18 protein-coding genes and 1 tRNA gene are annotated in these 18,978 nt (G+C 26.8%); 11 read left to right on the top strand and 8 right to left on the bottom strand.

The window, feature by feature from the left end; translation table 11 throughout:
• Window positions 1-632: 632 nt before the first annotated feature.
• From ACXLDF_RS16525 to ACXLDF_RS16505, 5 genes are read left to right on the top strand one after another with little or no spacing between them, the layout of a single operon-like run.
• Window positions 633-1,079: a hypothetical protein gene (locus tag ACXLDF_RS16525; RefSeq protein ID WP_457559656.1), complete on the top strand. Its 447-nt coding sequence runs from the start codon at window positions 633-635 to the stop codon at window positions 1,077-1,079.
• 15 nt (window positions 1,080-1,094) lie between these two features.
• Entirely contained in the window at window positions 1,095-4,118 is a 3,024-nt protein-coding gene (locus ACXLDF_RS16520) for an ABC transporter permease family protein (protein ID WP_457559655.1), read from the top strand.
• Window positions 4,081-4,809, top strand: a complete 729-nt coding sequence (locus ACXLDF_RS16515; RefSeq protein ID WP_457559654.1) for an ABC transporter ATP-binding protein — start codon at window positions 4,081-4,083, stop codon at window positions 4,807-4,809. The genes ACXLDF_RS16520 and ACXLDF_RS16515 overlap by 38 nt, the downstream gene beginning before the upstream one ends.
• Before the next feature lie 48 nt (window positions 4,810-4,857).
• The gene (locus ACXLDF_RS16510; protein ID WP_457559653.1) at window positions 4,858-6,987 is read left to right on the top strand and encodes a hypothetical protein; all 2,130 of its coding nucleotides are present in this window, start codon (window positions 4,858-4,860) and stop codon (window positions 6,985-6,987) included.
• Window positions 6,988-7,014: 27 nt separating this feature from the next.
• Entirely contained in the window at window positions 7,015-8,025 is a 1,011-nt protein-coding gene (locus ACXLDF_RS16505; RefSeq protein ID WP_457559652.1) for a hypothetical protein, read from the top strand.
• Window positions 8,026-8,371: 346 nt separating this feature from the next.
• Here ACXLDF_RS16505 and ACXLDF_RS16500 read toward each other — a convergent pair whose 3' ends face one another.
• Together ACXLDF_RS16500 and ACXLDF_RS16495 are read right to left on the bottom strand one after the other, a co-directional pair.
• Window positions 8,372-8,623, bottom strand: a complete 252-nt coding sequence (locus ACXLDF_RS16500) for a hypothetical protein (protein ID WP_457559651.1) — start codon at window positions 8,621-8,623, stop codon at window positions 8,372-8,374.
• A 201-nt stretch (window positions 8,624-8,824) separates the two neighbouring features.
• A tRNA-Arg gene (locus tag ACXLDF_RS16495) sits at window positions 8,825-8,927 on the bottom strand.
• A 137-nt stretch (window positions 8,928-9,064) separates the two neighbouring features.
• On the opposite strand from ACXLDF_RS16495, the gene ACXLDF_RS16490 reads away from it, so the two are divergent.
• Window positions 9,065-9,214: a hypothetical protein gene (locus ACXLDF_RS16490; RefSeq protein ID WP_457559650.1), complete on the top strand. Its 150-nt coding sequence runs from the start codon at window positions 9,065-9,067 to the stop codon at window positions 9,212-9,214.
• A gap of 187 nt (window positions 9,215-9,401) precedes the next feature.
• Here the strand turns inward: ACXLDF_RS16490 and ACXLDF_RS16485 are convergent, their stop codons facing one another.
• The 3 genes from ACXLDF_RS16485 to ACXLDF_RS16475 form a co-directional block, all read right to left on the bottom strand.
• Window positions 9,402-9,725, bottom strand: coding sequence for a UPF0175 family protein (locus tag ACXLDF_RS16485; RefSeq protein WP_457559649.1), 324 nt, complete (start codon window positions 9,723-9,725; stop codon window positions 9,402-9,404).
• Complete coding sequence (locus ACXLDF_RS16480) at window positions 9,718-10,224, bottom strand: PIN domain-containing protein (protein WP_457559648.1); 507 nt, start codon at window positions 10,222-10,224, stop codon at window positions 9,718-9,720. Before ACXLDF_RS16480 ends, ACXLDF_RS16485 begins: the two co-directional genes overlap by 8 nt.
• A 298-nt stretch (window positions 10,225-10,522) precedes the next feature.
• Window positions 10,523-10,843, bottom strand: coding sequence for a hypothetical protein (locus ACXLDF_RS16475; protein ID WP_457559647.1), 321 nt, complete (start codon window positions 10,841-10,843; stop codon window positions 10,523-10,525).
• 223 nt (window positions 10,844-11,066) lie between these two features.
• Here ACXLDF_RS16475 and ACXLDF_RS16470 point away from each other — a divergent pair, with 223 nt between their 5' ends.
• Both ACXLDF_RS16470 and ACXLDF_RS16465 read left to right on the top strand, forming a co-directional pair.
• Complete coding sequence (locus tag ACXLDF_RS16470; protein ID WP_457559646.1) at window positions 11,067-12,491, top strand: hypothetical protein; 1,425 nt, start codon at window positions 11,067-11,069, stop codon at window positions 12,489-12,491.
• A gap of 56 nt (window positions 12,492-12,547) precedes the next feature.
• Window positions 12,548-13,240: a GNAT family N-acetyltransferase gene (locus tag ACXLDF_RS16465; RefSeq protein ID WP_457559645.1), complete on the top strand. Its 693-nt coding sequence runs from the start codon at window positions 12,548-12,550 to the stop codon at window positions 13,238-13,240.
• Between the two features lie 245 nt (window positions 13,241-13,485).
• On the opposite strand, the gene ACXLDF_RS16460 is transcribed toward ACXLDF_RS16465, so the two are convergent.
• The 3 genes from ACXLDF_RS16460 to ACXLDF_RS16450 form a co-directional block, all read right to left on the bottom strand.
• Complete coding sequence (locus tag ACXLDF_RS16460; protein ID WP_457559644.1) at window positions 13,486-14,460, bottom strand: dipeptidase; 975 nt, start codon at window positions 14,458-14,460, stop codon at window positions 13,486-13,488.
• A gap of 104 nt (window positions 14,461-14,564) precedes the next feature.
• Window positions 14,565-15,584, bottom strand: a complete 1,020-nt coding sequence (locus ACXLDF_RS16455; RefSeq protein WP_457559643.1) for an alpha/beta hydrolase family protein — start codon at window positions 15,582-15,584, stop codon at window positions 14,565-14,567.
• Window positions 15,585-15,774: 190 nt separating this feature from the next.
• The gene (locus tag ACXLDF_RS16450) at window positions 15,775-16,776 is read right to left on the bottom strand and encodes a zinc-dependent alcohol dehydrogenase family protein (RefSeq protein WP_457559642.1); all 1,002 of its coding nucleotides are present in this window, start codon (window positions 16,774-16,776) and stop codon (window positions 15,775-15,777) included.
• Between the two features lie 131 nt (window positions 16,777-16,907).
• Between ACXLDF_RS16450 and ACXLDF_RS16445 the strand changes: the two genes are divergently transcribed.
• From ACXLDF_RS16445 to ACXLDF_RS16435, 3 genes are all read left to right on the top strand, one after another.
• Complete coding sequence (locus tag ACXLDF_RS16445; protein ID WP_457559641.1) at window positions 16,908-17,276, top strand: hypothetical protein; 369 nt, start codon at window positions 16,908-16,910, stop codon at window positions 17,274-17,276.
• Window positions 17,277-17,347: 71 nt separating this feature from the next.
• Window positions 17,348-18,034 carry a peroxiredoxin family protein gene (locus tag ACXLDF_RS16440; protein ID WP_457559640.1) on the top strand — a complete coding sequence of 229 codons (687 nt, stop codon included), beginning with the start codon at window positions 17,348-17,350 and terminating at the stop codon, window positions 18,032-18,034.
• Window positions 18,035-18,124: 90 nt separating this feature from the next.
• A complete protein-coding gene (locus tag ACXLDF_RS16435; protein ID WP_457559639.1) occupies window positions 18,125-18,955 on the top strand; it encodes a cytochrome c biogenesis CcdA family protein in 831 nt (276 codons plus the stop codon).
• The last annotated feature ends 23 nt before the right edge of the window (window positions 18,956-18,978 follow it).

Below are 18,978 nucleotides of genomic sequence, written 5' to 3'. Positions count from 1 at the left end.
GATTATATAGATAGATTTATGAGTCTTAGTCAACATTTGAGAGATTAACTAAAAATTGGAAATGCTGCATAATTTACTCATTTACAAATATACCATCGAATTTTAAAATTTGTTGATTAAAAATTTGACTTTTTTTAGCAAATTTAACTAAATTTTGAATAAAAATAAACAAAAATCGAACCATAATCATATTTTTTTTAGTAATTTTTTATCGACTATAAAAATGGAAGGATAATATAATTATCATCTGGAAATGAATTATAATTGTTGAAATTCACTCAAAAATAATGAAGTTGTTTGAATGTCTATGATAAATAAAGATTAATAGAAATTGCAGATAGAATCTGAACGTTTGAATATAAAAACCTTTTAAAAATAAAAGATCAGAATTAGAATGAAATATCTATAAAGTTTCAAAATTCAGGAATTAATTTTAAATTGAATATATAGGAATATTGTCGAAAATCTTGTGCGGAAAAAAATTCTAATTAGGTAAAAATGTCATAAATTGATAAAATCACGTATAATCAAAAATATTTAAAAAAGACTAAAGATAAAAAAAAACAAGATAAAATGTGATTTCAATTTGGCTTTTTTTTTATCAAAATTCAAAAAATAAGGTATTGATAAAAGTGAAAAATTGGCAATTATATATTGTTTTAACTGCATTAATGGGTTTAAGTTTTTTATCTATGGCTTCACAAGTAAAGGCAATTTATTGGTGTGAAATTGGAACTTCTTCTGGTACAGATTTTGATAATAACCAAGAAGCTCATACTAGTGGTTGGGTTTCTTCTACTTTGAAAGTTGAAACAAATTTTCCTGTTTGTTCTATATATAGATATACTCCATCATATACTAAAGGTGGTTTGAATCCAAATTTAGGGCAATATTGGAATCTGCAAAATATAATAACAATTATGTATCATGAAGGAAGTGGACAAACTGTTAAACACTGGGCAGGAATTATCAATGTAGGATCTCCTAATCTTATAATTCCTTTGGATTATAGTACAACTCTAAAAGCTTACGTCCATTTCAGTGAAACAACGACTAATTTTGATTGGTGGACAGAATAGAAAGTAGGTTTTAACATGTTAATTAGTTTTATTGAAAAAAAAAACGAATTTTGTTTATTTATCGTTTTTCTATCTTTTTTAGTTTTTTTTAATATATTTTATTTTAATGAATTTAATTTAATTACAGATGATTATCAAAAAAATCCATCAGAAATAGAGTTGGCATTAACTTTAAACCCTATTGAAAATACTAATTTTAATTTAAATCAAAATAATATCTCAACATGCCTAAATAAAATTGATGCAAAATTGAATAATCTCAATTCAAGTTTCATTCAAATTGGAGATAATATTCATTGGTATCCTTCATTTTATTGGAATTCATCTGATGAAGCTAATTTTTCACAAAATTATAGAGGGCATTTTGATTTTCAATTTATTTTTATTCCAAATAATGAACAATTTAAGCAAAATAATTTTCAATTCCTTCATGGGATTGAACTAGTTGAAGGATCATATATTGATGAGCCAACAGATATAATTGTAAATCTTCAATTCAAAAAACGAGGGTTTTCAATAGGGGATGATATTATTTTTAACTATTATATGGATAAAAATTTTACTTTAATTGAATTAGCTCAAGACAGATTAGGAATAACTCCATTAAATTCTTCAAAATTTCTGGGTAATTTCAAATTTAGAATTGTAGGATTTTATCAAATAACTAATGAAAAAGATTTGAAATCACTAGTTGAATGCAATTTAAATTTTGGATCTGAATCTAATAGTCAATTAAACTCAATTTCTAATGAATACAGGAATTATTATAACTATATCTTTTCTATAAATGATATTGCTTTTTCTATAATTAAAAAAAATTTTTCAAAATTAATAATTCGAGATCAATATGATATTCCGTTCATCCAAAAAGTTGTATTTTCAAGTGTGAATTCTATAGGAACTACATCATTTCAGCAATTACTATATAATATTAAAATAATACAACCGTGGATATATGAAAATGGTATATTTAGCTTTTTTGAAAATAGAATAGAAAACCTTAAGGGAAAATACGCAAATTTTTGGAAATGTATTCAAAATTTAAAAAACCTACAAAATGATATTTTTTTCTTTACAATTCCAGTATATATAAGTTTTTTAATTTTTATTTTTTTAATAGAAAAAAAATCAATCAATATGGTTAATCAATATTATAATAAAAGATATCTATTAGGTGAAAAACCCAAAGATTTTATAAAAAGTTACTTTTTTGAGAAAATACCTATTATTTTCATAAATACTCTTGCAATTTTTGGATTAAATTACATTTTTCAAAGAATCATTCTAAGTAATGATATCATTCAAGATACTTTAAGAATAAATTTGTCAATTTATTTTATAATAATAACAGTATTTCCAATTTTAGTTGATATAATTTTACTTAAAAGCAATTTCAAAAAAATTAAAAAAAGTACTGAAGAATTTGACCTTAATTTTAGTGAAGAAAATCGTGAGATTAAAGCAAAATTAAGAAAAATTCGAGAAAACATCTTTTTTGGAATTTTAATATTATTTTCATTGATCCCAGTTTTATTAGTTTCATTATCAAATTATTGGATTGATTTTCAATCTCCTGAAATTAATATTTCAATCTCAAAGATTTTAATCATTTCATTTCTTTTTATTTTTCTAATCCCAATACCTCTTTCAAGAGTGCTAACTAATTTTTTCTCTTTTTTATCTGGTAAAATAAATAATATCCTTAAAAAAACTGAAAAAACCATCAAAAAATTATTGGTTTTCTCTCAAATGCCAAAATATCAGAAAAATAATAAAGAAGAAGCCCTGTTATTTATATTTTTATTTACTAATATTTTATTAAGTAGTTTTTATTTAAATTTTGAAAATAGTAATTATTTTGAAAGAAAAATCTTGGCATGGGATTCATCAAATATAAAACTTGAGTTAAGATATTCAGAAGATTTTGATTATGAGAAATTTATTAATTCCAGCATTCTATCCATACCAGGAATAAAATCAGATTATTTCACTAATCTCAAAATAACAAATCAATTATTTATTGATTATAATTTGAATAGCAATACACCAACAAATTGTTCACTCTTTGATCCATTTCAATATTCACATTTTATTAATTTTCCAGAAAAAATTCATTTTTCGGATTCAATTTTCAAATCAAATACTTCACATTTAGAAAAATATAATAATATAAATAATTCGATAATAGTATCACGAGCATTAGCAGATAAATTTAATTTAAATATAAAAGATAATTTAAAAATTACTTCCTATTATGGCGTTTCATCTGATTTTAAAATAGTTGGAATAATCGATTATGCACCACTCTGTGAAATTGATAATAAACCATCAAATATTCATATTTTATTCTTAAATCATTTAAATTGTATTTTTAAAGAATATGGTAGTTGTTTAAATTTATATCTTAAAGTAAATTCAAAATTTAATTTTCAAGATTTTTCTAATTATTTTTTAAATCATTATAAGCATTTAGTTAAAAGTATTAAAATAAATAATTCTGATTCTGAAAAAAACCGATTTGATTCACTATTCCTTCCAAGATTATACTTGTTTGAATCCATTCTAATTGGAATTGTCCTCATTTTTTGTTCAATCTTCATGATTAACAAATTTTATGAAGATCAAAATGATGATATGAATATTTTAAAGCAATTTGGAAGTTCTAAAAATCAAATTAGAAGAATAATAAATTCAAAATTGATATTTTATTTTGGATTTATATTTATTATTACTTATGCCAGTTATTTTATTCTAAGTCTTCTATTTTACAAGATTCTTCTTTTCAAAACTTGGATTCAAATTGATTCAGCATTTTATAATAGTTGGAATCAAATAGCGTACAATATCAATAATTGTAGTAATTGGGATTTATATAAAAGTTATGGCAAATCTGTTATGATTTTATATCCTTTTCCCATAATATCTTTACTAGAATTCTTCATTAGTTGTTCTTTTTTAATATTAATTTCTTATATTCAATTTAAGGAGAGAATAAAAGAAAATGCAAAATCAAATTTCATTAAAAGCCGAAATGGTTAGTGTAAAAGAGAATTGGGGTAAAAATTGTCAATTATTAATTAAAGACCTCTTTCATATCTATAAAAGTAAAAATGTTGAAACAGTAGCACTAAAAGACTTTAATATGAAAATGGATAAAGGTGAATTTCTTGCAATTATTGGGCCATCAGGTTCTGGAAAATCAACTTTATTAAAAATTATTGGAGGTTTGTTATTACCTTCAGCAGGAAGGGTTTATTTTCGATTTGATCCAGATGATCCCATAAAAAATCTTACGAAACTTAGCTTTGAAAAAAGGATAGATTACCGTCGAATCAATATTGGTTATATTTTTCAAGAATATAATTTATTTGATTATTTAACTGTTGAAGAGAATGTATCTATCCCTCTATTAATAAGATATAAAAAAATTAAAAGATTTTCAACAAAAATTGATGAAATTCTAAAAAAATGTGGAATTGAGCATAGAAGAGAATATAAGATTGATCAATTAAGTGGAGGAGAAAAACAAAGAGTCCAAATAGCTGCTGCCTTAGTTTCTTCCCCTAAATTAATACTTGCTGATGAACCAACAGGGAATTTGGATCACGAAAACTCTCAAAATATTTTTCAACTCTTAAAATCCATTTCAAAAGAATTTAAAACTTCAATTATTGTTGTTTCACACGATTTATCAATAGAAGATTTTTGTGAGAGAATAATAAACGTATAATAAGTATTTGCTTTAAAAAACATAAAAACATTAAAAGAATTGATCAACATGATTAGCCAAAATAGATTTTATTTCAAAAATCTTAATGGATTTAAAAAAATAGGTTTAGTTATATTAGTTTATCAATTTTTTCTTGCTGGGTTTTTTAGTGTTTATATTCTTCAAATAAATCAAAGTATTCAAGAGAGTTGCATTCAAAATAATCCTTTTGATGATATTCTATATTATAACTCAAATGAACTTGAATTAAATGAAGAAAATTGCAATCAAATAATTAATTCTATCAATTCAGTTAATCTACTACAAAGTGATTCCTTTTTTTATTTTGATTTAAATGTAGATAATAAAACGTCCTTAGAGACAATTCGATTTATATCTTTACCTGAATCATTAAATATACTCAAAGAAATTTATCCTTCTTTGTTTAATTTTAGTTTAAATATTACAACAGATAGTTTAAGCAACTTTAATTATTTTACTTTTCAGAATGTCCAAACAACTTCTGATTTCATTCAGAGTTTTAATTTTTCAGGACAAATTTCATCATACGAAAACTTTTCGATTGAAGGTAAGTTATTTCATATTTTTCCTGAAAATCAAAAACAAAATGTGTCCTTAATATTCAAAACAATCTATTCACCTCATTTTTTTCATATATCAAATTATGTAAAGTATATATTTGTCAATTTAAATGAGTTTTTAAGAATAACAAAAAATACTTCACTAAAATTGAATGGTTTGTCAATTTTTTCTATAAAACTAAGTGAAATTAATCTTTTTTCATCAAATACACTTAATCAAATATTTTTTACCCCTTCATCTATATTATATTCTCCTTATAAGGAAGTATCTTATTATTATTTATTTGAAAATGGAATTCATTCTAATTTTAATAAAGATTTCTATATAAATAAATTTCAAATTAATCAAACCTTCCAAATTTTATTCATATCGGTAAGTTTGCTATATTTTTTTTACCATATGAAAACCATGGATGAAATTCTTCAAAAAAACATCCCTTTTTTTAGAAAAATTGTAATATTAGGTGATGATGGAATAAATCATTGGAAGATAAATTATGAAATTATTCTTAAATCTTATATTTCTATGATACCTGTCACATTAATTAGTGATTGTTGCTCTCTTTTGTTTTTTTCATTATCTGTCTTCAATCTTCAAAATTCATTAAGTTTACTTTTAAAAATAATCGTTATCAAAGACATTTTATTACTTATCTTAATCTTAATTCTCAATTCATTACAATTTTATCTATTTAAGCTGAAATTTAGATACTTATTCTCAAAACATATTATGCAACAGAATTATTTATTTAATAATCTGAAATTTAAGATTCAACCGTTTACTAAATTATTTCTTATGTTTTTCTTGATTTTTCTTAATTTTATCATTATGCATTTTAATTTTATTTATTTTATAAAAAATGGATTTAATAATTCAATTTTAGAGAATTTTATTTTAAATTATTTACCTTTTCTTTCTACAATATTTTTTTCTGCAATTATTTCATCTTTACTTTTTTCAGATTTCTCATCAAAAATTGATAATATTTCTTATAATATTGTCTTAAAATTAGGATGTTGGTATGATTCTGAAAAAATTCTAATGAAATATTGGACTAAACGAAGAAATATCGCAAAAATTAATGTTTTTTATGTTGTAATTTTAATTTCATTAATAAGTTTTGTAGGATTTCTTGGTTATCAAGAAAGATTTTTTATCAACGATAAAATGCTAGACTTAATCTATCCTGCAAAAAATTTTCTCCAATATTCCAAAATAATTCAGTTTTTTGCCTTGATTGTATTCATCTTGTTAAAAAAAGAATTTTTCGAAAAAGAGAATAATTCTTTCAATTCTGATATTCTAAAAAAGTATTCTGATTTTGGAGCAGATATAAAAAGAATAATAAAAATGAAAAGGGTTTTTGATATTTTAAAATCTTTAATAATAGATTTTATTTTAATTTTCTCAAGTGTATTTATCTGCTTAATTCAACTTTTTTCGATTTCAGTTATTTATTTTAAACGGTTTTCTTCTGTTATACAAAGAAATTTTCTTAGTTTTAATTTTTTCTTTTCTAAAACTTTCATCTTTTTTGTAATCTTATCAAATTTCTTAATTATTTATGGTTTTTATATAAAAAACAAGAAAAATTAAGAAATAAAAGAATAATCGGGTGAGTATATGAATCAAAAAAATAAAAAAAAAAAAACAAAAACAAAATGGTATAAAAAAGAAATATTAAACAAATATAGGATAATAAGTTTATTTTTGTTGATTTTTTTAATTTTTTTTCCAATAAATGTAAATGGGGAAAAAAAATACATTAATATTGAGATTCCAAACGAATTTCACCTCTATTATGGGTTTTGGGGTGCAGAATTCATCGTAGAAAATCAAAATATCCTGCGAAATGATTTACAAGAAATGTGGAATACTAATTATACCTCTGATTTCCGATGGCAATCAGTAGCACATCTATTTTTAGATTTTTCTTACCTCTCAAATGGTAAATATAATTGTTCAGTTGAATTTAAAATATTGAATATTACAAGACATGGTTCACTAATATATGATTTGTCTCAAAATCATTTTTATATGCAAGAGAATTCAAGTAATGATATTTATGTACCATTTTTCTTTAATTATACTCAAGAACAAAAAGATCAAGATATTTTTTGTAATAATAATGCAACATCTTATGTATTTATGAAAGATATTAACTACACGAAAATTGATACTCCTTTAAGAGGTTTGGATTATTCCTATTATAATTTAAATTTGAATACATCACGAATAGACGTACTTTGGCCTGAAGATTCTGAATATGCAGAATATTTAAATACAGTTTTATTCTATGATTATCTAAATGGATTTTTAATATATGGAAATTTACCATTTGATTCGTTTGAGATTTTTTGTCGTTTGGCAATTTCAACCTTTAATGATGACAATTTTAGCGCAAATCCAGAACTAAAACTTGCAGATACAAATCTAAATTTCTCTCTGTGCAGTGCGGAAAAAAATTCTAATTCAAATAACCCAGAAAATACAATTATAAGCCCAATATCGTTTATTATCGCAGGATTTATTTTTGGCGTTCCAATGATCATTATAATTACAAAATCTTTTCGCGATAAACAAAAAAAAGGATTCAAAAATAAGAAATATAATAGATTCAGAATGAAAAAATAATAAAAATACTTTAAGAATATTAAAATTAAGATACTTTTTTAGTTAATCATCTTGTGCGAATAAGTGCGAATAAGTTTTAGAGAAGATTGTCTGGTGTGAATAAGTTTTTATCCTAGACTTCTGTTGAAATAGGCAATCTTATATAAGTAAACCTTGTTTTGAGAAATATCTTTTGATTATTTCGTTTTATTTCAGATTTTTCGTTTTTTTATTCGACATATCTGCTGTCTATTCTGATTCAACCCATTCAGAATTTAAAGAGTTCAGAGAACAGGATAATAAAAGTATTTGACATCTCTATGCTGTTATTCATGAATTTTATAATGTTAGAACCTGAATCTTTTTTTCAATATAATACTTCATCAATTTCTGCATATAATTTTAATTGTTCGACAACTTCTTCAATTTGAAATACATTTTTATCCTTTGTAGCGTAACTAATAAATACTTTAATCATGATATCCGCTTTCATTGCTAAATATTTTGAATATTTTTGATTAAAGTATGGAAAAATTTTTCCAAATCGAGAAAACAGAGAAAAATCGGGGTAAACAGAGTTTTTCCAGCAAATGACTGAAAAAAATTTACATTTTCCCAAAAATCGAATAAATCACCTTTATATAATAACATAAAGCATCAGTAAATTCGTCAGAGATCGGTGAAAAATTGGGATGAAGGATGGATATAAAAGCCAGAAGAATGTCTTCTACTGGATTGTCCAGTTGAATGGAACTGATATAAAGTGCTTTAATCTGGAAGTTTCTATAGACTATTCGATATTCATATATAAGGTAAATAGTGGGACCGAAGGGATTCGAACCCCCGGTATTTTCGAAGTTTTTGAAATAAAAACTCTTTCGGCTCCGAAGGCCGACGCCATATCCAGGCTAGACTACGGCCCCAATAAAATAAAAGGGATCATCCTTTTTGAATTTTATTAAGTGACGATTTTGGCCATGCGAATACTATTAAATTCGAAAGCGAACTATTTTAATGCTCTGCAAGGTAATTTTAAATGAATAGTTTTGGATAAAAATTTATGACTTCTTCTATCGCTGAGTCAACAACAGGAGGGATCTCTTTAGCGATTCATAAGGTCTTTAATCAGAAAGGGATTAATTTTGAACCTATGAAAAGTGCTGAATTGAGCAAATTTATTAATGATTTAGATAAAAATTTCGAATATTAGGAAGAAAAGGAACAAAATACGCAAGAAATAAGATCTAAAGTGATTTAAATCAATTACCAGAGATTCATCTGCATTAGGGAAAAGAAATGGATCCATATCTTTGCAAGAATGAAATCTTTCTTTTCTTCAATTAAAAATTGCAGGAGAAGGTAACAAGTTGAGATGAAGGGCAGATATGGGGAATTGCTTAAATGAACTGATCGAATTCACCTGATAGAATTTTATCGATTTCTTCATCAATTTCATCTGAATTTAGTTCAATGAAGATTTTATGCTTCTTAAGTTCATCGATAAATTCCCACAAACATATTTCTGCAAGTTCTGCCGCATTTCCCAATGAAATTTTTTCTTTTTGATATTCTTTTATTGCATGGTTTAATTTTTCTTCTTTTATTGCATTGGTCAAGAGTTTTCGAATAAGTGTGCTTTGATCTAAATGCATACGTGTCTTTAGTCCATTTAAATCTTCCTTAAGTTTTTTCGGAATAATTATCGATAATCTTTCACTCATATATTTTACCTCTTTTTATGTAATTTTGATAATTTTGATGAGAAAACCATCCATTGGATGAATATTTTGCCAAATTTGAACAATATAAGTTATAATTAATAATTCTATATCGTAATAGAAGCAATATTAATCCTGCAGTTGAAATATATGATATTTTTCTTTGTTCTGCTATTAATCTTCCCTTTTTTTCATCCATGACAATCAAACATTTCTTTTTTTCATTAAATTTCTTTCCTAACAGTAATACTTCAATTTCACCTCTATGAAGAAAATTTATAAGAGTGGGATCATTCTTTTCAACTTTTAATTTTATGATTTTTCCTTTATTTTCATAATTTTGAATTAAGAAAGCATCAGCATAACCGAATTCCAAGCCTTTTTTAACGACTTCTTTATGAACTCCTTCAGGAATATATATTTTTTCAAATAATTTTAAAACAAATTCTATTTTTCCTATTTTTGTTATATGAATTAATGGAGAGCTATCAAAAATAATCATTTTTTATCATCAAGATATTAGAATCTAAATATTGCGATTTGAATATTATAATCTATGTATATATATGAAAATATGTGTAAATATATGTAAATATATGTAAATAGCATATTTATTTTTATGTAATAAAAAATCTAATTTTTCCATTTGAATTTTGCACCTTTAATAAAATTTCTCCGAATCAGCCAGAAATTAAAAGAATTTAGATGAATTATTAAAACGAAAGATCTATTAATTCACACCACTTTTCTAATTTTTTTAACTTATTCGCACCTACTCACACACCTAAATATAGGTTAATTTAAAATGGATAAAATAGATCTTCCAACCAAAATTCAGCAATTGTTCCTACCTTCTTAAGAATCAAATCTGATTGAATTTTTCCTCCTAAAGTTCGTTGGAACATTTTAACAATTTTATGAAGTTCATCATGCTTATCTCTATCTGAAACATGGAATAGGGCAGATATTTCTTTATGATTTTTTTCTTCCCATTCGTTAAGGATCCGTTCACATGATTTTCGGATGAATTTTTGATCGATTTCTGTGATATCGCCAATTCTTTTAACCATTTTTGCAAATTTTTCTGCTTGGGTTGATTTACTGATAAATAAATTTTTCATTATAGAATTTTCCTCCATTAATATTGATGATGATAATTGATGAATATTTTAATCGAGTTAAAAAGTATAAAGGTTTGTAAAGATGGAAATAAAAAAGATAAAAAAAATATTAAGTAAAACGAAAAGAATGAAATAAATAGATGATAGCAAAATATAATAATTAAAGCCAATAGAATGAAAAAAGAGAATCTTAAGTGCGAATAAGTTTTAGCATATGGTGAACGTGAATGAAAATGGATATAATCTTTTTAAAGCATTGCTCACTTATTTGGTAATTATGAATCCCAATAAATTATTACAAGATAAGAAGAAATTTCTTACTGTAATTATATTTGTTTTTGTTCTATATTCTACATTTATACCAAATATTTCAGCATTTACTCAGATATCTAGCATAATTATTCAACAAGATGATTGGAAAGTAAAAGAAGGAATAGAATTAACCTATGAACTTAATATTCAAAAATCTGACCTTAACTCCTCATTTTTTAATAAAATTGCTACTGAATACCAGTTTGAAAATTTGAGTAAAAATTTCTTTGGAGTCCCTCAAATTACTGTAAAAGTTGATGAGATTCCACTAAATATGAGTGTTCGGGATTTATGTTCGCAAATTCTACAATTATCAGGACCTATTCCAGTTTCTCAGCAAATTGGTGATAATTGGGTTCAAAAATCTAATGTAATTATACCGTTTGTAATTCCTGTAAATTATTGGGATAATTTAACTGATGAAATCAAATTATTACCTGGTGTATTGGAGGTTGAATACAGTTATTCTTCAGATATAGGTGAATATCAATACACTATCCATCAAGCTCTCATGTTAGATGGTAAAATTACTCATTTTTATTATTATCCCACATGGCAAGATGATAATGGTGTTTTACAAGCGATTACAATTAAATTAGTTAATAATTATCAATATGATCAAATAAAATTTGTATTATCCACGAAGTCAAATTCGTTTGATTTTAGTTCTCCTAGTGAATCTGTTCTTAACCTCATTTCTGGAATATTAATTTTTGTTATCATTGCAGGAATACAAATTTATGTAATAAAGAGAAAGAAAGAGAAAAAAGTTCATTTGGATCAAGAAATCAAAACAGAAAGAGAACAAGGGATAATATATGACCGTAGAGATGAATTAGAAAAATTACTTCAAAATATTTCTGATTTTAAGAACAAGCACATTAATCGGTGGATTATTTCAAATTTTATTTCTTTGGGAATTTCAATTGGAGCAATTACTATATTTGAAAATATTAATCCAAGTGCGAATGATAAAATACCAATTATTTTGACGATTTTAGTGGGGTTAACTATAGTGGGAATATTGGATTTTTGGCTTTCAATTCCATTAATTCAATTTGGTAAAGGTTTATTTCTACAAAATTTCCAAAATCGAGGAAAAAAAATCGATCTAAGTCCAATTTTCGTCGTATTTGGGACTGTTGCAGTATTCTTAAGTGTATCTGCGCTTCAAAGTTTCAAGACAATTGTGTCTTTACATGAAAAACTGATAATTGTTTTTCTTTCATTATTCTTGGTTAGTATTTTAATCACTTTCTTCTATATTTTTAATCCTTGGCATCGGTACAAGAAATTTGAAGAAGAAATTAAGCATCTATTAATAAATGATTTGTAAAAAAATGAATTTAATATAAATTTCAAAGATATAAAAAAATAAGGAGAGAAGAACATTTGGATGGAGAAATGTATTTCCTACAACAAAAGGATATCAAAATTGCGGGAGATCGTTTGGCTGAAATATTTTTCGAAGATCCTACAAGTATTTATGGATTTCCAGATGTAAATAAGCGTAAAAATAAATTAAGGTATGCATTTCGATCAATTGCCCATGTTTGTTTAAAATTTGGCACTTTATATGCAACATCACCTGACCTTGAAGGAATAATTGGTTTTCTAAATGTAACTAATTACAATCAATTTTCGCGACGATTTATTCTCAGTAATATACGAAATGGTATTTTTAGGATGGGACTTAGGAATATTTATCGACTCGCTCTTTTTGGGAAATACATAAAGAGAAATCATTTAATCCATAATTTAAAGTTAAAAAATAATATTACAAATCAAGCAAACACTACAAGAATTTTTCAGCCGTATATCTACCTAATGGTAATTGGAGTTCAAAAAGATCATCGAGGTAAAGGTATCGGAAGTAAAATGCTTAGATTTCTTATTGATGAAAGTGAAAATCGGCAACTTCCAATTTTTTTAGAGACTGAGTTGAAGCAAAATGTTCAGTTTTATGAAAAAAATGGTTTTAATATTGTAGAACAAGAAAATGTTAAGAAGACAGGAGTGACTATATGGTTTATGTGCAAAATACCAAGAATAGACAATGAATTGGATGAAATTTCTAATGATTAATATTATTCATAACATTCTTTTCCTTTCATGATTAAAGTACTGATTTATTGATTCATTTAGGTGTATAGAAGTAAGCAAGATCTATATAATTGATTATGTTATTGGATTTAATCAAGATCAAAAGATTAGGCAGATTTCCCAAAGTCCACTAATAACAAATTAATTGATACTTGACTATTTTTTCATTAGGAAAAATTAAATGTAAAAAAAAGAAAGAAAATAAATACAAAAAGAAAATACTTAGATTATTTCCAAGTATCGTTAAAAACTCTGTAAAAATTACCAAATGCGATTTTTTCAAGATCTTGACGGCTGTATCCATGATCTACAATATAGTCGTAAAATTTAGGCATTTTATCTGCTGAATCAAGACATTTTGGCACATTTGTTCCATCATAATCAGTACCAATAGCTATAGTGTTTATATCAGTTAATTCTACAATATGATCGAGATGCTTTAAAATGACATCAAACTCTATATTTGGGTCGGCATGTGAAAAATCATCAGGTGATACTTTAGGATCAAGAAACATAGTACCCCAATTTAACCCAATCACACCATGGTGTTTATGAATGGCAACGATCTGTTCGTCAGTTAAGTTTCTACCCATATTACATATTGATCTGGCATTTGAGTGAGAAGCCATTACTGGCTTTTCAATAATTTCCATTACATCCCAAAAAGACCGATCATTTAAGTGAGAAACATCAATTGTAATTCCTAACTTTTGAGCTTCTTGAACAAATTTCTTACCTTCAGCAGTTAGTCCTCTATCAATTTGAGGGGAACGAAAAAGAAATCCTGTTCCGAACTGATTCACATTTGCCCAAGTTATTCCTGTAGTACGCAAACCCAAGCGATGTGCTAAGCGCAATGTTTTTAATTCTGAATCATAACCTCCAGCACCTTCAGTATGTAAAATTGCCCCAATTAAATCCGAATTTTTTACTTTGTCAAAATCGTCGATATTTTTTATGTGGATGAGATGATTATTTGGATTTTCTATATTTTGAAACCATTCATCCATTCCTGATAAAATATGATAAGGTGTTGCTGCAGGATAGATTGCAAATAAAGCAAATCGGAGATTATTACGATTCATTCTTGGATAATCGCATATTCCCTTTTCTGATTCATTCGAAAAACTTCTCCATTGGTGTTTTAAAGCCATAAATGTATCTATATGACCTAAAATTGTCGGGGGGTATGTATTTTCCATAATCTATTATCACCAGTTGATGAAAAAACATATTATTCAAAAATATTTTGATTTCTTGTTTAAAACTCTATTTTTTTTTAATTTATTTATTTTTCTAGTTCGTACTATAACTTCTCTTTGATCCAGTGAAGTATTTTTGTCAATACGATCGTTTCTTGGCCTCGTAAATAATGGTCTCCTTCATTGAGAATCAAAACATTTTCAGGAAGTAATTTCAATCGCGCTTGAAGAGGTAAAAAATGTGCTTCATACAACAATACTCTATCATTACGGGCATGTACAATTCGGACTTTATCTTTGAATTTTGTGGAATTTTCAGATGTAAAGAACGCTTGTGGAGAAATAATTGGGTCAAAACTAGATATCTTTTTGACTTTTATTTGAGAATTAATAAAAATGCGAGTAACCCATGGTTCGGTGAAAATTCGATGACTTTCTGGTGTATTTTGGAAAGTTTTCCATGAGAAATATGGTGAAAGTGCAATAACCAGGCGAATTCGTTCATCTTTAAGTCCTTCTGTTAATACTAATCCTCCTCCCATTGATGTACCAATTGCAGCTATGCGTGTATTATCTATTTCTGGAATATTGCATACATAATCAACAATTCGTGAAAAATCAGGAAAAATTCCTGTTGACTCAGTTATATACCAATCATCAGAATGAAAAGCAGGATAATTTTTAAGGGTTTCTCCATGTCCTCGTGCATCCACTAGCAATACTGCATATCCTGCAGCAGCAATGGGTGCTGCTAAGGAAAAATTACGCTCTTTTTTTCCTAATACTCCATGATGCATGATTATAATAGGAAGTTTTCCTTTGGATTTTCGAGCTGAATGTTTCAACATCAGTAATAATCCAGAAAGATGCACTTCATCAGCCATAGGAATTAATATTTTTTCAGTTTTAATATTAAGTGCATCCAAGTCAACTAAATTTGCCCAATCTCCATCCATCATTGTAAAATAACTCAATAAAAACAATCCAAAACCTGTTATGCTGGAAAAAAAAATTATAGTTGTGAAAATACAAGTTATCCATTTTGCAAATATAAGTGTAAGTATCCAAAATATCAAACTAAAGAGTGTAGCAATCGCTATGAATCGCAATCTTTCGAAATACATTATTAATTCTCCATCTCTACTGGTAATTTTTTTTTATTTTATTACATTTTACTGTTTGTTTTTCATTGTTAAAAATTGTTTATTGGTGCGAATAAGTTTTCTTTATTTAATTTCTCTACTTTTTTCTATTATATTTTCATTTTTCTCCAATGTATATTTTTTTTTCTGTTTGATTAATAATTTAGGTATTTTATTTTGAGATTCGCAATACTGCAGCACCTGAAAATCGACTATATTTTAAATCCTCCAAAGCTTGATTTGCTTCAAAAAGAGAATATTCATTGACTTCGGTCAAAATATGCGTTTTTTCAGCAAATTTCAAAAATTCTATTGCATCTTCACGAGTTGTATGAGCCACACTCCGTAAAGTTCGCTCGTAGTAAATTTGATCATATGAAAAAGATGGTATATCAGTTAAATGAACTGCGTTTATTGCAAGTGTTCCTCCTTTATCTAAACAATTCAATGCTCGTAATACAATCTCTCCAACAGGGGCGAAAGTTATTGCACTGTCAAGCATTTTTGGAGGTTGTTGATTTGGATTTCCCACCCATGTTGCGCCCAATTCTTGAGCGTGTGATTGATGATTGGGAGATCGTGTGAACACATAAGTCTCACAATCCATTGCTTGAGCAATTTGTAATACGATATGTGCAGAAGCACCAAACCCAAACAAACCAAGGCGCTGTCCAGGTTGAATGTCACTCAATTTATAAGATCGATATCCAATGATTCCGGCACATAAGAGTGGTGCAGCATGTAGATCAGAATAAAATGAAGGAATTTGATAGGCGTAAGCTTCGTTAACTGTGATATATTCTGCAAATCCTCCATCTGCAGTGCATCCTGTAAAAATTGCACTATTACATAGATTTTCCTTTCCAGTTTTACAGTATTTGCAATTAGAACAGCTAGAATTAAGCCATGCCACGCCAACACGACTTCCTATTGTATGCATTGTAACTTTGGAACCTATATCTTTCACTATTCCAATAATTTCATGTCCTGGAATTCTGGGGTAGGTTGTCATTGGTAAATCTCCTTCGACCACGTGTAAATCTGTATGACAAACACCGCAAGTTCTGATTTTTATTAAAATATCTTTAGGACCAATGATGGGTATTGGTATTTCTGTTTGTTTTAGCGGATGACTCTCAATTTTTCGAGGGTTATCGATCTTCATTACTTCCATAAGGTTACACTCGTGAGAAAATTACATTTTATTTATATTAAAAGATTCTTTTTTTTGGTTGTGCAATTATATTGCATAACTTTATAAATTTAGTTTCTATATACTGCATAGAGTGTTAAAAGTGAGAAGATATGATTGTAAAGCAAATTGATCTTCCTGAATTCAACATAATAATTCCGCCAGAAGTGCTTGAATTTTTAAAACAACGAGAAATCGTGCAAATTTATATAGAAGTACGATTGGAAGAAGAACCTTGTATTCAAATTTATACACCTACAGTTCGATTGGAATCAATGAGTTCAAATTATAGCAAAAAATCCAAATCTTCTCAATATCCAGTAAAACAAGAGAAAAATGGTATGAATTTTAATTTTTCTCAAGATTTTGTCCAACGCTTTTCACTTAATTCAACAGTTGAATTTAGGTTAAAAGGATTTTTTCGAAAACGTGTTGATATTGGGAATATTGATCCTATTCTGATAAATGTATGTAAAGTATAATCGTATTTACAATAAATTATCATCTCAAACCAAAAAAAAATTTAAACTACTCACTAAATGCTGTGATTATCATGGCTAAATCAAAATATCAAAAAAATGCTAAAAAAAATCTAAATCGAAATAAAAGTAGGCAAAAACGCCCTGTATACTATGACGAGAATATAAAAACCAAAAAAACACCAGCAATTGCTATTTTTATGCTATTTTTGATAGCTATTGCAGGTGGTGTTGCGATTTTTGGCTCCCTATTGAATAATAGTTCTAGTAATGTCGACCAAGCTGAAGTTAATCCCAATTATACTCAGAATACTCAGAATTCAATAATAGATAATTCTGATACTTCAGGTTATAAGACTCCCATCACCATTACTACTATATCTGGTGAAAAATTGGTATTATCAAATTATGCGGGAAAAGTCGTGGTGTTATATTTTCATTTCTTGCAGTGTAGTGCATGTAAATATCATTCTCCTGCTTTACAGGCCGCTACCAGTGCTTTAGGTAGTGATAAAGTAATCGTAATTGCGATATCTGTATCTGCTGCTGATACATCAGAGTTATTAAATGAATGGGCGACTTCAAATGGATATAATTTTAAATTAGCAAAAGATACAGATTATTCTTTATCCTCATATTTTGGTGCTCAGTATACACCCCATACTGTCTATTTCGGTCCTGATGGTGATTCTTCTACTCGTCATACAGGTGTACAATCAGAAGCTGATATTACTGCAACAATTGAATCTCTATTATCTTAAAATTTATTCTATAGTAAAAGAGATTGTTATTTTTTTACTTATTTACTGAAAATCACAAAATTTGAAATAATTTAAAAGAATCGATTAAATATGGCAACAATTACATTATTTGCAACTTCTCTGGGTGCTGGAATTGTTTCATTTATTTCTCCATGTAGTTTAGCATTAATTCCTGCCTTTCTTTCTTATATAATAACAACTGCAAAAAATCGTCGTGAAAGCTTCTTTATGAGTGTACTATATGCAATTGGATTTTCTGTTACATTTGCTGTTATTGGAGTAATATTTTTAGCAGGTGTTATGAGCTTAAAGAATAGAGTAATGTTAAATATAATGGCTGGGAGTATCACCATTATTTTAGCTATTTATGTATTTTTTAATAAGGAAATTCAAAAGTTTTTCCGAAAACTTAAAAAAACTCATTTATATGAAAATGCAGATACTTTGAATAAGAATGAGCAAAATGTTCAAAAAATATCCATAAAACAAGAAGAAACACTAGAACAATTAGATTTCAATAGTGAAATAGGAAAATCAGGGGCAAATGAAAAATCAGGGGCAAATGAAAAATTAGAGACAGTTGAATATTCTAAATATGGGGGTGCCTTTATTCTTGGTTTCTCTACAGGATCTTCCTGGATTGCATGTGTTACTCCTGTTTTTACGACTATTTTAGCTATTGGTTCTGTTCAAGGAGATTATGCCACTGCCCTCTATCTCATGATCACATATGGAATTGGAATAATGGTTCCATTTATTATAATCGGTACCATTGTAGGGACACTAAATTCTAGATTATTGGCCAAAGTTATACATATCGGATCGATCATAGAGCGCTTGTTTGCTATTCTTCTCTTATGGATTGGAATTGAGATGCTCCTAAGTGCTTTCAATCTTCCTGGAATTTTAAGTGCATTTTAATAAGTTTTTTTTTTGTTTTTCTA

It is taken from the genome of Candidatus Harpocratesius sp. (assembly GCF_054039255.1).
This window is presented reverse-complemented; position numbering and strand designations above follow the sequence as displayed.

Coding starts and splice junctions, on each gene's coding strand:
- ACXLDF_RS16505 (WP_457559652.1), top strand. CDS start 7,015: ATGAATCAAAAAAATAAAAAAAAAAAAACAAAAACAAAATGGTATAAA.
- ACXLDF_RS16510 (WP_457559653.1), top strand. CDS start 4,858: ATGATTAGCCAAAATAGATTTTATTTCAAAAATCTTAATGGATTTAAA.
- ACXLDF_RS16435 (WP_457559639.1), top strand. CDS start 18,125: ATGGCAACAATTACATTATTTGCAACTTCTCTGGGTGCTGGAATTGTT.
- ACXLDF_RS16445 (WP_457559641.1), top strand. CDS start 16,908: ATGATTGTAAAGCAAATTGATCTTCCTGAATTCAACATAATAATTCCG.
- ACXLDF_RS16520 (WP_457559655.1), top strand. CDS start 1,095: ATGTTAATTAGTTTTATTGAAAAAAAAAACGAATTTTGTTTATTTATC.
- ACXLDF_RS16480 (WP_457559648.1), bottom strand. CDS start 10,224: ATGATTATTTTTGATAGCTCTCCATTAATTCATATAACAAAAATAGGA.
- ACXLDF_RS16490 (WP_457559650.1), top strand. CDS start 9,065: ATGACTTCTTCTATCGCTGAGTCAACAACAGGAGGGATCTCTTTAGCG.
- ACXLDF_RS16485 (WP_457559649.1), bottom strand. CDS start 9,725: ATGAGTGAAAGATTATCGATAATTATTCCGAAAAAACTTAAGGAAGAT.
- ACXLDF_RS16475 (WP_457559647.1), bottom strand. CDS start 10,843: ATGAAAAATTTATTTATCAGTAAATCAACCCAAGCAGAAAAATTTGCA.
- ACXLDF_RS16450 (WP_457559642.1), bottom strand. CDS start 16,776: ATGGAAGTAATGAAGATCGATAACCCTCGAAAAATTGAGAGTCATCCG.
- ACXLDF_RS16515 (WP_457559654.1), top strand. CDS start 4,081: ATGCAAAATCAAATTTCATTAAAAGCCGAAATGGTTAGTGTAAAAGAG.
- ACXLDF_RS16455 (WP_457559643.1), bottom strand. CDS start 15,584: ATGTATTTCGAAAGATTGCGATTCATAGCGATTGCTACACTCTTTAGT.
- ACXLDF_RS16440 (WP_457559640.1), top strand. CDS start 17,348: ATGGCTAAATCAAAATATCAAAAAAATGCTAAAAAAAATCTAAATCGA.
- ACXLDF_RS16460 (WP_457559644.1), bottom strand. CDS start 14,460: ATGGAAAATACATACCCCCCGACAATTTTAGGTCATATAGATACATTT.